This window comes from Alkalibaculum bacchi (assembly GCF_003317055.1).
Taxonomy (GTDB): Bacteria; Bacillota; Clostridia; order Eubacteriales; family Alkalibacteraceae; genus Alkalibaculum; species Alkalibaculum bacchi.
The window spans coordinates 33,519-48,123 of record NZ_QNRX01000021.1 but is presented as its reverse complement, the minus strand read 5'-3'; the positions used below and the strand labels follow the sequence as shown (position 1 = coordinate 48,123).

16 protein-coding genes are annotated in these 14,605 nt (G+C 33.7%); 6 read left to right on the top strand and 10 right to left on the bottom strand.

All coding sequences use genetic code 11. The annotated features are described in order from the left end of the window. Positions 1–69 precede the first annotated feature (69 nt). From DES36_RS13005 to DES36_RS12985, 5 genes are all read left to right on the top strand, one after another. A complete protein-coding gene (locus DES36_RS13005) occupies positions 70–789 on the top strand; it encodes a tRNA1(Val) (adenine(37)-N6)-methyltransferase (protein WP_170128310.1) in 720 nt (239 codons plus the stop codon). A 414-nt stretch (positions 790–1,203) separates the two neighbouring features. After that, positions 1,204–1,614, top strand: a complete 411-nt coding sequence (locus tag DES36_RS13000) for a lactococcin 972 family bacteriocin (protein WP_170128309.1) — start codon at positions 1,204–1,206, stop codon at positions 1,612–1,614. Positions 1,615–1,664: 50 nt separating this feature from the next. Then, positions 1,665–3,845: a DUF1430 domain-containing protein gene (locus tag DES36_RS12995; protein ID WP_113921642.1), complete on the top strand. Its 2,181-nt coding sequence runs from the start codon at positions 1,665–1,667 to the stop codon at positions 3,843–3,845. Then, entirely contained in the window at positions 3,842–4,459 is a 618-nt protein-coding gene (locus DES36_RS12990; RefSeq protein WP_113921641.1) for an ABC transporter ATP-binding protein, read from the top strand. The genes DES36_RS12995 and DES36_RS12990 overlap by 4 nt, the downstream gene beginning before the upstream one ends. Before the next feature lie 15 nt (positions 4,460–4,474). Beyond that, a complete protein-coding gene (locus DES36_RS12985) occupies positions 4,475–4,675 on the top strand; it encodes a bacteriocin-like WGxF protein (protein WP_113921640.1) in 201 nt (66 codons plus the stop codon). Positions 4,676–4,831: 156 nt separating this feature from the next. Here the strand turns inward: DES36_RS12985 and hisIE are convergent, their stop codons facing one another. The 9 genes from hisIE to DES36_RS12940 form a co-directional block, all read right to left on the bottom strand. After that, on the bottom strand, positions 4,832–5,446 hold the full coding sequence (gene hisIE, locus DES36_RS12980; protein ID WP_423230764.1) for a bifunctional phosphoribosyl-AMP cyclohydrolase/phosphoribosyl-ATP diphosphatase HisIE: 615 nt from the start codon (positions 5,444–5,446) through the stop codon (positions 4,832–4,834). Next, complete coding sequence (hisF, locus tag DES36_RS12975; RefSeq protein ID WP_113921638.1) at positions 5,446–6,210, bottom strand: imidazole glycerol phosphate synthase subunit HisF; 765 nt, start codon at positions 6,208–6,210, stop codon at positions 5,446–5,448. Before hisF ends, hisIE begins: the two co-directional genes overlap by 1 nt. 334 nt (positions 6,211–6,544) lie before the next feature. After that, positions 6,545–7,267, bottom strand: coding sequence for a 1-(5-phosphoribosyl)-5-[(5-phosphoribosylamino)methylideneamino]imidazole-4-carboxamide isomerase (gene hisA / locus DES36_RS12970; protein WP_113921637.1), 723 nt, complete (start codon positions 7,265–7,267; stop codon positions 6,545–6,547). Then, a complete protein-coding gene (gene hisH, locus DES36_RS12965) occupies positions 7,264–7,872 on the bottom strand; it encodes an imidazole glycerol phosphate synthase subunit HisH (RefSeq protein WP_113921636.1) in 609 nt (202 codons plus the stop codon). Before hisH ends, hisA begins: the two co-directional genes overlap by 4 nt. Before the next feature lie 10 nt (positions 7,873–7,882). Beyond that, complete coding sequence (gene hisB / locus DES36_RS12960; RefSeq protein ID WP_113921635.1) at positions 7,883–8,467, bottom strand: imidazoleglycerol-phosphate dehydratase HisB; 585 nt, start codon at positions 8,465–8,467, stop codon at positions 7,883–7,885. A gap of 12 nt (positions 8,468–8,479) precedes the next feature. After that, a complete protein-coding gene (gene hisD / locus DES36_RS12955; RefSeq protein WP_113921634.1) occupies positions 8,480–9,772 on the bottom strand; it encodes a histidinol dehydrogenase in 1,293 nt (430 codons plus the stop codon). Then, complete coding sequence (gene hisG / locus DES36_RS12950) at positions 9,765–10,406, bottom strand: ATP phosphoribosyltransferase (protein ID WP_113921633.1); 642 nt, start codon at positions 10,404–10,406, stop codon at positions 9,765–9,767. Before hisG ends, hisD begins: the two co-directional genes overlap by 8 nt. Further along, positions 10,397–11,638 carry an ATP phosphoribosyltransferase regulatory subunit gene (gene hisZ / locus DES36_RS12945; RefSeq protein WP_113921632.1) on the bottom strand — a complete coding sequence of 414 codons (1,242 nt, stop codon included), beginning with the start codon at positions 11,636–11,638 and terminating at the stop codon, positions 10,397–10,399. The genes hisG and hisZ overlap by 10 nt, the downstream gene beginning before the upstream one ends. Before the next feature lie 172 nt (positions 11,639–11,810). Beyond that, positions 11,811–12,053, bottom strand: a complete 243-nt coding sequence (locus DES36_RS12940) for a hypothetical protein (protein ID WP_113921631.1) — start codon at positions 12,051–12,053, stop codon at positions 11,811–11,813. A 343-nt stretch (positions 12,054–12,396) separates the two neighbouring features. On the opposite strand from DES36_RS12940, the gene DES36_RS14935 reads away from it, so the two are divergent. Continuing rightward, complete coding sequence (locus DES36_RS14935) at positions 12,397–12,705, top strand: hypothetical protein (protein WP_148581899.1); 309 nt, start codon at positions 12,397–12,399, stop codon at positions 12,703–12,705. A gap of 40 nt (positions 12,706–12,745) precedes the next feature. On the opposite strand, the gene DES36_RS12930 is transcribed toward DES36_RS14935, so the two are convergent. Continuing rightward, positions 12,746–14,410 (bottom strand): N-acetylmuramoyl-L-alanine amidase, encoded by a 1,665-nt coding sequence (locus DES36_RS12930; RefSeq protein ID WP_113921629.1) that lies wholly within the window; start codon positions 14,408–14,410, stop codon positions 12,746–12,748. Between the last annotated feature and the right edge of the window lie 195 nt (positions 14,411–14,605).

Here is a 14,605-nt window from a genome sequence, read left to right as displayed (position 1 = left end):
AGCTCTGGTCTACTGCAATGCACTGAGTGGTCTGTTTTAATGCACTAGGTGGTCTAAATATATGCACTTGTGGTCTGTTTCGAATGCAATACTCAGGGTTATCAAATAATACAGAATATAGATCATTTTAGATATGGTACAGATGCTGTACTTCTTAGTTGGTATGTAGCTTGTAAAGTATATAGTAAAAGCCATATTATAGATATTGGTACTGGGACTGGAATAATACCTATTCTCTTAGCTGCAAATAATGTGGGAGAGTCTATAGATGCTCTAGAGATTCAGGATTATTATGCTGATTTAGCAAGAAGAAATATAAAATTAAATAAATTAGATCATAAAATTAATGTATTTCACGGTGATATGAGATTCTTGCCAGAAGAAATTATAAAAAAGAAATACGATGCAGTCATCTCCAACCCACCCTATATGAGGAAGAGCATTCACAGTTCAAATGAAGCCCTAGCCATTGCCAGACATGAAATTACCTGGTCTATGCAGGAGTTTATGAAATCGGCTAGTAAAATTATGAAAGATAAAGGAAAGTGCATCCTTATTCATAGGGCAGATCGAATTGTAGATATTTTTTACTATATGAGGCTACATTCTATTGAACCTAAAAGTATGCGGCTTATCTATCCTAAAAAGGGGAAAAATGCTAATTTAGTTTTAGTAGAGGGAGTAAAAAACGGAAAGCCACAGCTGACCAATGAAGAGCCCCTCATTATTTATGGAGATGATGGAGGGTACACAGATGAAGTGTTGAGGATATATTATGGGCGATTATAAGTTGGAAAGGTGTTAAGGTGATAACGTAGTAAGGTAGCGTAGGGGCGAGCTGTGTTCGCCCTTATTATGTATCGGATTATATTGTTTCCGGGCTTTAAAAGCAAATGATGAATAACAAAAATAATATAATACATAATTAAAATTAATTATATTCTAAATCGGAAATCCCTACCTTAAAATCGAGTTTTATTGACATTTTTCCTAATATTCGACAAATTGTTACAGTTTTAATATGGTAAGATTTTAAAAATATGGAAAAGAATGATTGAGTGAAAAAGTTATATTTGTTATTGTTAGCCTTTTTAATAGTACTATCTTCTAATTCCGTCTTTGCTAACATTAAACAATGTTAATTTTGGAGTTTTATAGACTCTTTAATTATAAAAATATAAAATTTGAAAGGTGATGCTTATATTGAAGAAAACATTAGCTTCAGTATTGTTTGCAGTAGCACTATTTGTGCTTCCTGTATCAACTACATTGGCGTCTAGTATTGAAGGAGGAAGTGATGGCATTAATCAAGGAACGTTTGACTACGATACGAATACATACACTGAGATCATAAACGATCGTTTTATTGGTAATGATAATTCTATCACACCTCTTACAACAGAATATGTAGGTGGAGGAAAATGGGAACATGGCTTTATAGGGATTGAATGGGTTTATTCTAATTATAATCACGTCGAAAAAACACATAAGTCTAGTGCAAGTAATTCAATTCGTACAGTGGATTCAGGATGGAAATTGAAAACTGATGGATGGGCAAAAGCTAAAGCTGCACAAACCTTATGGGGAAATAAGGCAAATTGGAATACAAAGTAATATGTAGGACAGGCTTGTGTTCAGCAAGCCTGTTTATTTGAGGTGTCTATATGAAAAAAACGATTTTTCTATTTTCTTTTATATTATTTCTCTTGTCTATTTTAATATTTGAGTTCGATTTTGCATTTCAAAAATATTCGTACGATATAGTAGCAGGCAATCATCAAGAGATTCATATTGTATATCATCAGGAAACATCACTAGATGATATTATAAATGCATTAAAACAATTTTCAATAGACCATAATGTAAATATTTCTCAGTATACCTTCCTTGATGAAGAGACAATACATATATATTCGACGTATTTACCGGCAGATTCCGGAATACGGTTAATTCATGGAATGTATCCCAAAGGAGGGGAGTTTATTTCCAATAAGCAAACTACGGAGAATCCGCAGTCTGGATACATTTCTTCTCCACCCACACAGCTTGATTATAAGTTTTATTCGATTGATCAGATTAATAACGTGGGGCTGAGGGGTGACTTTTATATGGCCTCTTCTGATCTGGAGCTGGCTAGAGCATTGGAAAAGATTTTATACCCTCTCGGTGATGTTCAAATTGCACCCGTTCAAGTAAATTTAGCATATTTTGTAAATGTAAGCTTGCTATTGCTAGTTTTCTTTACTTTTATAATCTATATAATTACGGTTTTGTTTTATGTATTTAGTGAGAATAAATCCATATACTTAGAGCAATTGTGGGGGTATTCGTCTAAGGAGATCTTTTTGAGACTCTTAACCCCTTTTTTCAAGCCCATTGCTTGTATTATAGGTGTTCTAGTGTCTGTGTTGGCTATCTTTATAATTTATTATCAACAAATCCATTTTGTCATAGTCTATTTGGCTTTATTTATCTTGGCAGTTCTTATTAGTCTTATTGTAGGGGCGGCCATATCTCTCATGACACTAAAGATGATCTGTCAATCCGGTCTGAGCAGTGTAGATTTAAAAGAAAAGCTTCCCTTTAAAAACTATGCAATGGCCTCTGTAATCATCAAGTTTGTAGTGACCTTTGTTTTTTTGATGATTAATGTATTTTCCATTCATACTTTACTCAATTTAAATAAACAGCTAAAAACGACTGAATACTGGGAAGTAACGAAGGATATATATCAGGTTACGGCAAAGTATTCGGATACATCGAACGATTTAGTTAAGGAGCGCGCACGGAATAATTGCCTATCTGATTTTTATAATGCACTAAATGAAGAGAAATCCGCTATTCTCATCGAAGCACAAAACTTTTCCAATATGAGTACAGATGTGAATCATCCCAAATATCTATATGAACTCAATACAAATGATAATCTCAGTGCATCCATATCTACTGGAGGGCGCAATATAACAATAAATCAAAACTATTTAGATTTTAATCCCATTATTAGCGTCAATGGGAACAATGCCAAAGAGGAAATCAAGTACGACCGGGATACCTTGATTCTATTGGTGCCGGAAAAACTCCAGCAATATGAAGAGAAAATCCAAGAAAACTTCCGAGAATTATTCTATTTTCAACGTGTAGAAATAGCCAATATGTACAATAAAGAGGCAGGACAAGCCCTTGACACAACATCAATCGATGATTTACATGTACATATTATATATGTAAAAAACAATCAGGAATACTTTCCTTTTTATACTGATCTTGGAGACCTGGACAACAACAATATGGTGGTGGATCCTATTGCCATCATCTATCATCCTACAGTAGATACATCTTTCATTGCTGCTTATGTAACGTCCAGCTTATATTTTGTGGATACGCATAAGGGGGAAGCCTATACCTCCCTGAAAGAGATCTTGGTGGGCACGGATGCATTACAGTATATCCCCAGTGTCATTTCTGTGTATCAAGAGAAAGGGAAAGAAATTTCAGCATTAAAACAAAAAATTGTTCAGCAAATTACGGCGCTGATTTTAATGTTGATTATATCCATCTGTTGTATTATTGTTTTTGCGTGGTGTTACTATATTCCGAATGCAAAAACCATGTATCTTCGCCTTTTATTCGGTTATTCTCATTGGTATCGCAATAAAAAAATGTACTTAACCGTATTGATAACAAATATGATTGCCGGTATCGCAGTATATATGGCATTTTTGTCTATAATATCGGTATATGCCATTGTCGTATTACTGTTGTTTGACATTTTTATTACTTTTTTCATGGAAAAAATGCTTCAAGAGAAATATAAGAGCGCAATTTTAAAAGGAGACTCTCTATGATCGAATTAGCCAATGTATCAAAAGCCTTTGAGGGCCAGATTGTTTTAAATGATTTTTCTGTAAAAATAGAGACAAATGAATTTGTCACAATTGTTGGAAAAAGCGGAAGTGGAAAATCTACTTTACTACATATAATGAGTATGATCGATAAGCCTAATTCTGGAACCGTGAGATTCTTAGACTGGACGAATCCAAAAGGAAAGGATTTATTAGAGCTAAGAAGATGCCATTTTGGATATGTATTCCAAAATTATGTTTTAATGAATAACAAGACGGTAAAGGAAAATCTCCTGCTTTCTACCAAATACACCTCCTCTAAAGATCCAGCAGCTCTGGTAGATTATTTAGAAAAGGTACAATTAAGTAAAGAATATTTAAATAAGAAAGTGTATCAATTAAGCGGCGGAGAACAACAGAGATTAGCTATTGCACGGATATTATTAAAGCCATGTACTACCATATTTGCAGATGAGCCTACAGGAAATTTGGATAATTATAATAAAAATATTATTTTATCTCTATTTAAAGAATTAAAGGCAGAAGGAAAAACCATCATCTGTGCAACGCATGACAGAGAGATTGCAAACCAATCAGATAGAACAATATCACTTTAAGATGGAGGAATTGATATGAAGGCTTTAGGAACAACATTATTAAATTGTTTTTTATTAGTGATTTCTTTACTTGCACACCGGATACTAGTAAGGTCATTTAATCTTCCGATTAACGATGCTCTCTTTTATTGGGGGCTACTTATTGCTATTTTTGGTATAAATAGTTTAATATTCGCATTAATTTTATCATCAGAGAGAGAAAATAATCATCGATAAATAGGTAATACTATACTATGGTGTATGTTTGCAAAACCAAAAGTCCATAAGCTGCTGTCGTCACTAGGCTCATGGACTGATTTCTCATTTTGAGTTTATAAAAAGAAATTTTAGATTATAGATCTAGTACGAGGTTGGTGATTGATCGCCTACTTCCTATTTATGTCTCTTTTCCAATTCTCCAAAGATATCCTCTAAAGATACTCCTTGATTTACTAAGAGAACTAATAGATGATAAATTAAATCTGAAGATTCGTAGATTAACTCTTCTTTAGAATTGTTTTTAGCGGCAATTATGGTTTCTGCATTTTCTTCCCCTACTTTTTTAAGGATTTTATCTATACCTTTTTCAAATAAGTAGTTTGTATAAGATCCCTCTACGGGATTTGCCCTTCGATCTTCTATAGTTTTGTATAACTGTTTTAATATTTCAGGGTTTGCTATGTTCTCTTCTTCTACAATGCTATTAAAAAAGCATGAATTATTGCCTGTATGACAACTTGGTCCTTCAGGTATTACTTTAACTAAGAGTGTATCGCCATCGCAGTCATAGGAAATACTCTTTACATCTTGAAAGTTTCCTGAGGTTTCCCCCTTGTTCCAAAGGTTTTGTCTGCTTCTACTGTAAAACCACGTTTTATTCGTTTCCATGGTCTTCTTCAAAGATTCTTCGTTCATGTATGCCATCATTAGTACTTCATTTGTGTTTACATCTTGTATGATTGCAGGAATTAATCCCTTTTCATCGTATTTTATATTGGATAGATCCACTATTTATTACATCTCCTAACGGGTATATTTTTACTGTGTAAGTACTCTTTTAAATCTGGTATAGGTATTTCTTTATAGTGAAAGACAGAGGCAGCTAGTGCAGCGTCTGCACCGCACTCTAGTACCTCTTGAAAGTGAGACATATTTCCTGCTCCACCAGAGGCGATAATAGGGATATTTAGGAGTTGAGATAATTTTTGATTTAATTCAAGATCATAACCCTGCTTTACTCCGTCTACATCAATAGAGTTAATGCAAATTTCTCCTGCACCTAAGTTTTCTCCACGTTTTGCCCACTCAATAGCATCAATACCCGTGTTTTCTCGACCGCCTTTTACATATACATCCCAAGAGCCTTTATCATTTCTTTTAGCGTCAATGGAGAGGACTACGCATTGACTTCCAAATTTTAAAGCTGCTTCTTTAATAAGATTAGGGTTTTTTACTGCTGCAGAGTTTACAGACACCTTATCTGCTCCTGCTAAGAGCACTTTCCTAAAGTCCTCTACCTTTCGTATGCCACCACCTATTGTAAAGGGGATATTGATGTTTTCTGCTACCTTTTCTACAATATTTATAAAAATATCTCTATCTTCATTAGAGGCTGTAATATCATAAAAGACCAGCTCATCTGCACATTGGTCTGAATAATATTTGCCTAACTCAACAGGATCCGCTACATCTTGAATGTCCTTAAACTTCTTTCCCTTGACGACTCTACCGTGATCTACATCTAAACAGGGAATGATTCTTTTGGTTAGCATAGTTGGTACCTCCTTATTTATAAAGTAGTGAAGTGTTGTATTTAATTATGCGTTATCAGTTATGAGGTGGTCAGCTGGTCGGGTGGTCAGGTGGTCAGCAAAAGCCAACTCACCTTCGGTGAGAAAAAGCTTAAGCTCCGTCAGGAGTCATCCTGGAGCGAAGCGAAGGATCTCACTATACAAACTACACGCCACATAAAATCTATAAAGCAAAAAACTAAATACGAAAAGTTCCGCTTTCCGCTTTAAAGCTTTTTCCCGTCCAACCGTCCAACGAACCAACTGATCAACCCATCAGCAATTATCTAGTCACCTCATAGCTTTTACTTAGAACTTACAACGTAGAACCTAGAACTGCATTTATTTCCTCCATAGTAAGCGCCCCCTCATACAAAGCTTTTCCCGTAATGGCTCCATACAAATCTAAGTTTATAAGATCTTTTATATTCTGAATATTAGCGACTCCACCAGAAGCGATAAAGTCTGCATCTATTGTCTCGTTTAACTTTTTAAGCATTTCTAAATTTGGTCCGCTTAACATACCATCTCTTGAAATATCTGTGTATACAATAGTAGACACTCCAGCTTCTACTAACTCTTCACAAAATGGCAGCGCTTGAACTTCACTGGTCTCCACCCAACCTTTGACTGCCACATAGTCTCCTTTTGCATCAACAGACACGGCAATTTTACCAGGGTACAAGTCACAGACCTCTTTAACGAAATTCATATCTTCTACAGCCTTAGTGCCTAAGATAACTCTACTTGCACCTATGTCTATATATTTTGCGATAGCCTCTTTTGTGCGAATCCCTCCGCCTACTTCAATGGGAATATTTACAGATTTTGCGATCTGCTCAATAATCTTTACATTTATTTGGTCTCCGCTAAAGGCTCCATCTAAATCTACAATGTGTAGGTATTTTGCACCCTTCTCCTCCCACATTTTTGCCACAAATACTGGGTCATCATAGTAAGAGGTTTCTTGATCAAAAATTCCTTGTTTTAGGCGAACACACTTTCCGCCTTTTATATCGATAGCTGGAAGTACAATCATTTTATCAGCTCCTTAAAATTTTCTAGTAACTTTATGCCGGTAGTGCTGCTCTTTTCAGGATGAAATTGCATGCCATATACATTGTCTTTTGCCACTACTGCAGGGACTTTTACCCCGTAATCAGAGTAAAGAAGCACGTCGTCTACAAATCGCTTTGTCTGCAAGTAATAAGAATGGACAAAGTACACATATTCACCTTCTTCAATATTAGAGGTCAGCTTATGTTCCTTGTTCCTACATAAGTTATTCCAACCCATGTGAGGTACTTTTACATCATTTGAAAAGCGAACAATCTCTCCTTCTAAAAAGCTTAAACCATCCCAAGAGCCGTCTTCGTAGCTTTTTTCAAATAATAATTGCATCCCAAGGCAAATACCTATTAAAGGTTTTCCAATTTTTACGTTTTTCTCTAAAGAAGCCACAAGATCGTATTGAATTAGATTATCCATAGCATCTTTAAAGGCTCCAACGCCAGGTAAGACAATGGCGTCAGCATCGTCTATTTTATAAAGATCCGAAGTGACCATCACATCTAAGTCTAATTTTTTTAAGGCAGTATATACATTTTTTAGATTTCCTACTCCATAGTCAACAACTGCTATCATTTTATCCTCCTTATAGTGAGCCTTTGGTAGAAGGGACCAAACCACTTGCATCAACAATTTCACAAGCTTCTTTTAAAGCTCTCCCTAAAGCTTTAAAAATAGACTCAATAATGTGATGTGTATTTTCCCCATATAGATTGCTTATGTGCAAGTTTAAACCACCATTTATAGCAAAGGCGTATAAAAATTCTTTTAGAGAATCCGTCTCAAAATCCCCACAATAATCTCGACTAAGTTCTACTTGATAAACCAGGTACCCTCTTCCACTTAAGTCTAAAGACACTCGTGACAAGGCTTCATCCATTGGACAATAGAATGTACCATATCTTTTAATGCCACCTTTATCTCCTAGAGCTTCTTTTAAAGCGTTGCCCATAGCAATTCCTATATCTTCAATAGAATGGTGATTGTCCACTTCTAAGTCTCCATTACAGGACAAATCAATATCGAAGGAGCCGTGTCTTGCAAATAGGTTCATCATGTGATCAAAGAACCCGATCCCAGTTGTACAGTTGCATTTTCCACTTCCATCGAGGATTATAGAAAAGGATATATCTGTTTCTCCTGTTTTTCGTTTAATCGTGCTTTTTCTCATAAATAAATCTCCTTAGTTTTCTTCAAATCGAACTTTAATTGTATTTCCATGAGCATCAAAGCCTTCTCTTTGTGCAAATTGGATGACTTGATCCTTAATATTTTCTAAGCTTTTCTTTTCATAAAAGATAATACTAGATTTTTTTACGAAGTCATATACTCCTAATGGAGAAGAAAATTTTGATGTTCCAGAAGTAGGGAGGGTGTGATTTGGCCCTGCAAAATAATCTCCAACAGGTTCTGGAGTATACTCTCCAAGAAAAATAGCACCTGCATTTTTAATGAAATCTAAGTAATGAAAAGGTTCCTCTACCATAATCTCTAAGTGTTCAGGAGCAATTATATTAGATAGTTCAATGGCGTCCTCTAAAGTCTCTACTACAAATATTTTTCCATTGTTTTGTATGGATTTTTTGATAATCTCCTTACGTGGAAGAAGCTCTAATTGCCTTTCTACTTCAAGAGATACTTTATCTGCAAGAGATTCATCTGTAGTAATTAAGAAGGAACTTGCCATTTCATCGTGTTCTGCTTGAGAGAGCATATCTGCTGCAATAAACACAGGATTATTAGAGGAATTGGCTATAATGCATATCTCACTTGGCCCAGCGATCATATCAATATCTACTTTACCAAAGACCAGTTTTTTTGCTGTAGCTACGAATATATTTCCTGGACCTACGATTTTATTTACTGCTGGAATGGTTTCTGTGCCATAGGCAAGAGCTGCAATGCCCTGAGCTCCACCTACCTTGTATATTTCAGTAATACCTGCAACACGAGCTGCTGCTAAGATATCAGAGTTGACTTTACCTTCTGAATTTGGTGGAGTAATGAGAGCTATAGAATCTACACCTGCAACCATTGCTGGTATAGCATCCATAAGAACTGTTGAAGGGTACCCTCCCTTGCCACCAGGTACGTATAAGCCTACTCTTGGAATAGGTGTAACCTTTTGCCCTAGGACAACACCACTAGAAAACTCTTTTTTCCATGTCTCTTGAACTTGGCACTTGTGAAACTCGATGATATTTCCTTTTGCCTCTTCTAAAACCCTAATAAAACCTGGCTCCGTTTGCTTAAAGGCTTCTTCAATCTCTTCGTCTGTTACTTTAAGTTGAGATAATTCTACTTTGTCAAACTCTTTTGTATAGGAGATTAGAGCAGCATCGCCATCCTTTTTAACTCTTTCTATAATATCTTTTACAGCAATTTCTACTTTATTGTTTTCATCTTCTACTCTATTTAAAATCTTATCAATATTAGATTGAATAAGATCCTGTTTCTTTAGAAAATACTTATTCATTTACAGGCCCTCTTTCTATTATAGGATCTAAAGAGTCAATGACCTTTTGGATTTGGTCAAATTTTGTCTTTAGACTCACCGTATTGGCAATCAACCGAGCGCTAATATCTAGTATAGATTCATGCACTACTAATCCATTTTCTTTTAGAGTGCCTCCACTTTCTACAATATCTACAATAATATCAGATAAACCTATAATAGGAGCTAATTCTACAGAGCCATTTAATTTTACAATATCCGTTAATACACCTATTTGATCAAAGTGGTTTTTTGTAATAACAGGGTATTTTGTTCCTACTATAACCTTTTTTGAATAATCTGGTACTTTATCTTTAAAGCCAGCAATGCACATCTTGCATTTGCCTACTTTTAACTTTAAGAGTTCGTATACATTGTAATTTTCTTCTAATAAAATATCCTTACCTACAATACCAATATCTGCAGCGCCTTTTTCAACATATACAGGTACATCAGGGGATTTGACTAAAGTAATTTTGACCTTTTTTTCATCATCAGAAAAAATAAGTTTTCTGCTTTCTAGAGAGTAATCCTTAAACTGGAAGCCACATGATATAAGATTATCCATAGCTGTTTTAGCTACTCGGCCTTTTGCTAAGGCAATATTTAAATACATAATTTGGCCTCCTTCAATTTAGTTAAAATCTCTTCTTCACGTAATAATTGCTTATCTGTTTTAGTAGAAAGCTCAAAAGAATTATCTATACATTTTAAAATATACTTATAATTCTCCTTTTTTATACCCTCTTCAAGAGAACTATGAATATAATCTACGATAATTCCCTGACTTCTGAGCTTTCTTGCTAGATTTAAAGATTCTCTTCTTTTATTATCATCGTATAAGAAGAGTATATTAAAATCGTCTTTTTCATCAGATCTATTTATTAAAGTATCCATAAGCAGGCTTATATTAATACCAAAACCACTAGCTGGGCGATTCACACCAAAAGTAGAGGATAGTGTATCGTATCTTCCTCCAGAAAGAATAGCTTCTCCGATGCCATTAATGTAGCCCTTAAAGATTAAACCAGAGTAATAATTAAATTGATTGGTAAAACCTAAGTCAATAAATATATAATCTTCATAACCATAGGAATTTATGATTTCATACGTTTCTTCCATAGTATTTAAAGCAGCAGTCATCTTTTGGTTAATGCATAATTTTTTTGCTTGATTTACAGTATCTTTAAACTTTCCAAAGAGCATAGGAACATGACATAAAATTTGGCTGATTTCTTTTGATACCTCAATGGAATCTAAATAGGCTTTTAATTCCCCAATATTTTTGTTTTCAATATAGCTTAGTATTTTTACTCTTTCTATTACTTCAATTTGAATTTCATCAAAAAGCCCATTTAGGAAAGTTACATTTCCCATGTCTATGTGGATTTTTTTAATACCTAATTCCTTAAGGATGTTAATCGATAAGGCAATAATTTCTCCATCGCAGTCTGGCAAAGAATTTCCCATATATTCTATACCAGCTTGCATAAATTCTTTTCTAAAATCCGTCGTAGAGGAAGAATCTCGAAAAATATTAGTGATGTATCCAAATTTCAATACTTCTTGACTATTTCGATACCTGCTAGCTGCCATACGGGCAATAGGAATCGTAGCATCTGGCCTTAAAACCAATACTTTTCCATCGTTCCCAATGAGCTTAAACATCTTATCTCGAGGAAAAGCCCCATCAATATTGTACATATCGTAAGATTCAAAGGAAGGGGTAAGGACTTGCCTGTATCCGTAAGATTCCATAGTATTTTCTATAATGTCTTTTATAAAATCATAGACTTTTAATTCATTGTAGTGAATATCATTAAAACCATCAATTGCATATTTATTCATAGATTTCTCCACTTCCTTACTTTATTACTGTATTGTGATAAAGTATATTATAGTTTATTATTCCATAGCTGTCAATTTTTTATTTTTGTCTTTATCTTAAAAACTAAGAGAATGCAAAATAAAAAAAGTGTATAAGTTAATAGGCTGATAAACTTATACACTCTTTATTTTGTTAAGAAATATTATAACAAGTTATTACAAATCCAATACCTGTAATGATATATATACTTGCAATACCTATTGAGAGCATTAATCTTTTACGGGAATCCATATGTAACGTCTTTACTTGATCTATGGAATAAAGCAAATCAAACCTTTGTTTAAATCCAACTAAGTACGCTACTCTAAAGGAATATATGCAAAATATTGTTGAAATTATAAGAGCTATATTGCGAAGATTATCCATATTTAACATTTAATCATGTAACCTCCTTCATATCTTTAAATATATAATACCATTATTTTCAAATATATGATAATATTATATTTAAATAAATGATATTATTTAGATTAATTTAATAAAAATTAGAAAGGTAATGTTTATGGTTATAAATTATCGTAATACAAAAGAAGATAGTATTGAAGTAAATAAATACTTAGTTAAGAATAAATTGTATAGATTTTCTAAAATTTTTTATATATATTATCTTAGGTATTTTGTATTCTTAATTATTTGTATTTTGTTGCTATATAATTATGTTATATCTGAAAATTTTGCAATTACATCTAAAGAGGTATGGTTTTATTTATTTTGTAGTTTGGTTGGATATTTAATAACTGATAACAGTTTAGGAACAGCCCTAAGCAATTCCTTAGATAAAATAATAAAACAAAAACCCTATATTCTTGACAATAAATTTGTAACAATCAAGGAGAATCAAATAGAAGTTTTCAATAATACTACTGAAGAAAAGGGTATTTTTGATTTAAAAAATATCTGTAAAATTGTTGAAAATGAATACAATCTTTACATATTTTTCACGGGATATAAAGATTTTTTAGTGATCCCTTATTCGGCATTTGAAAATGAGGTCGAAAAAAATATTTTTATAGTAAAATTGGGATAAATGAATTCATTTATCCCAATTTTTAATCAATCTTAATTACTTACCATTTTATAAATAGTGGTATTAGAATTGCAGGAGCTGCAGCTCCCAAACCACCTGTCGAAACTATAAAACCTATTACAGCAATGACTGCAACAGCTGTCAATGCTACTGGAATTATATCGAATTCTTCTAAATTTATACCTTCTCTGTTTGTGCTTTGCACAGGAATTTGCACAGTTGAACCAGAAAAATCGAGTTGATCTCTATGAATTTTGTATATAAATCTTTGATATGTTGTACGGTCATTTGTTGGTGCAGCCACTTCAAATGTCACCTCTAAGTACCCATTTCCAGGTTGTACGCTATATTTCATATACTTATCTATATTCTGAGTTGCCTTCAATTGATTTATAGGCATTTGTAAATTCATTTCAGACCCAAAGATAACCCCTGCTGATCCCAGTTTACCCAAAAGACTAGTTTCTATTTGACCTGGTGATAATGATAAATCTAAAACTTCATACCTAGTTGGAATAGGAAATTTTGATGTCGCTGACAATTCTACTTGCAGAGTGACTAATGGTTTAATAGAAATTAATTGAACAGGGCTTTTTGTATTAAATGTCTCTATATTAATTCCAAGTCCTTTAAACAAACCATTTTGTCTAGCATAGTAAAGAACTCCTTTTGTTTCATCTGGTAAATCTATATTTGCACCTAAAATTTGAGAGGCTAGTGAAGATACAAATTCATTTTGTCTGGAACTTAATTTACTTGCATCGCTTGAATTAGTTATAAAAGCTGTTTCTGTTAGTATTGCAGGCATCTTGGTTAACCTAAGTACAGCAAAATTAGCTTCTTTGTGCCCTCTATTGGTTAAGCTTAAGCTTTTGGCCATATCATTTGAAACATTTCTTGATAAAGCTTTTGTAGATGCACTTGCACTTGGATATGTAAAACACTCTGTACCATGTGCACTTGAAGATGTAAAAGCATTGCAATGTATAGATACAAACAAATCCGCTCCCCAAGCATTTGCTTGACTTGCTCTATTTTGTAAACTTACGTATTTATCTGTTGTTCTTGAATACTGTACACTCATACCTTTTGATTGTAGCAAATTACCTAGTTTTAGTGCCATGGATAATGTTATATCTTTTTCCCTCAATCCATTTCCTAAAGCTCCTGGATCAATTCCACCATGACCTGGATCTATAAATACTTTTTTAATGCTTCCGAGATTTCCTATTCCACCTGAAGAATCTATTCCGAATAATTTATTCCAAGTAGCTGGACCAACGGAGCCATCTACTGCCAATCCATTTGCATTTTGAAAATCCATTACCGCCTGTTTGCATGCAGGACCGAATGAACCATCCACTTCTTCTGTATAAAATCCCAATAATTTTAAACGTCTTTGTACATAACTTACATCATTACCTGTTATTACTGGCGAAGTATAATATAATGCTCTAGTATAAGTCAAAACATTAATCGCATTACTACTAAATAAGAAGTTCCATGTTATAGGACCGACTGATCCATCTGGTTCCAATAAATTTGTTTTCTGAAAGCTTATAACTGCTTGTTTGCAAGATGGTCCAAATGATCCATCTATTGCACCTTTGTAAAAGCCTAATCCCTTTAATCTTTCTTGTACATAAGTTACATCATCTCCTGTAATAACAGGGCTTGTATAGTATATTGCTCTTCTATAATCCATATCTAGAATCTCCTTTTATTATATAGTTGCAAGGCTCCTCTCTGTTGGCCAACTTATTTACCTTACACTATATAAAAAGACTTAAGTATTGAAATTATCAACCATGCATATAAACTTTTTCTTTTTTTCTCTTTACAATACTTTGCTTCGTATACTCTTGTTTTATTTTTACGAGTGGAAAGCAGCATAAAATCA

Bases quoted from the DNA above. Each gene is read 5' to 3' on its own strand.
- DES36_RS12995 (WP_113921642.1), top strand. From the start codon at position 1,665: ATGAAAAAAACGATTTTTCTATTTTCTTTTATATTATTTCTCTTGTCT.
- DES36_RS12990 (WP_113921641.1), top strand. From the start codon at position 3,842: ATGATCGAATTAGCCAATGTATCAAAAGCCTTTGAGGGCCAGATTGTT.
- DES36_RS12985 (WP_113921640.1), top strand. From the start codon at position 4,475: ATGAAGGCTTTAGGAACAACATTATTAAATTGTTTTTTATTAGTGATT.
- hisF (WP_113921638.1), bottom strand. From the start codon at position 6,210: ATGCTAACCAAAAGAATCATTCCCTGTTTAGATGTAGATCACGGTAGA.
- hisA (WP_113921637.1), bottom strand. From the start codon at position 7,267: ATGATTGTACTTCCAGCTATCGATATAAAAGGCGGAAAGTGTGTTCGC.
- hisH (WP_113921636.1), bottom strand. From the start codon at position 7,872: ATGATAGCAGTTGTTGACTATGGAGTAGGAAATCTAAAAAATGTATAT.
- hisB (WP_113921635.1), bottom strand. From the start codon at position 8,467: ATGAGAAAAAGCACGATTAAACGAAAAACAGGAGAAACAGATATATCC.
- hisD (WP_113921634.1), bottom strand. From the start codon at position 9,772: ATGAATAAGTATTTTCTAAAGAAACAGGATCTTATTCAATCTAATATT.
- hisG (WP_113921633.1), bottom strand. From the start codon at position 10,406: ATGTATTTAAATATTGCCTTAGCAAAAGGCCGAGTAGCTAAAACAGCT.
- hisZ (WP_113921632.1), bottom strand. From the start codon at position 11,638: ATGAATAAATATGCAATTGATGGTTTTAATGATATTCACTACAATGAA.
- DES36_RS12940 (WP_113921631.1), bottom strand. From the start codon at position 12,053: ATGTTAAATATGGATAATCTTCGCAATATAGCTCTTATAATTTCAACA.
- DES36_RS12930 (WP_113921629.1), bottom strand. From the start codon at position 14,410: ATGGATTATAGAAGAGCAATATACTATACAAGCCCTGTTATTACAGGA.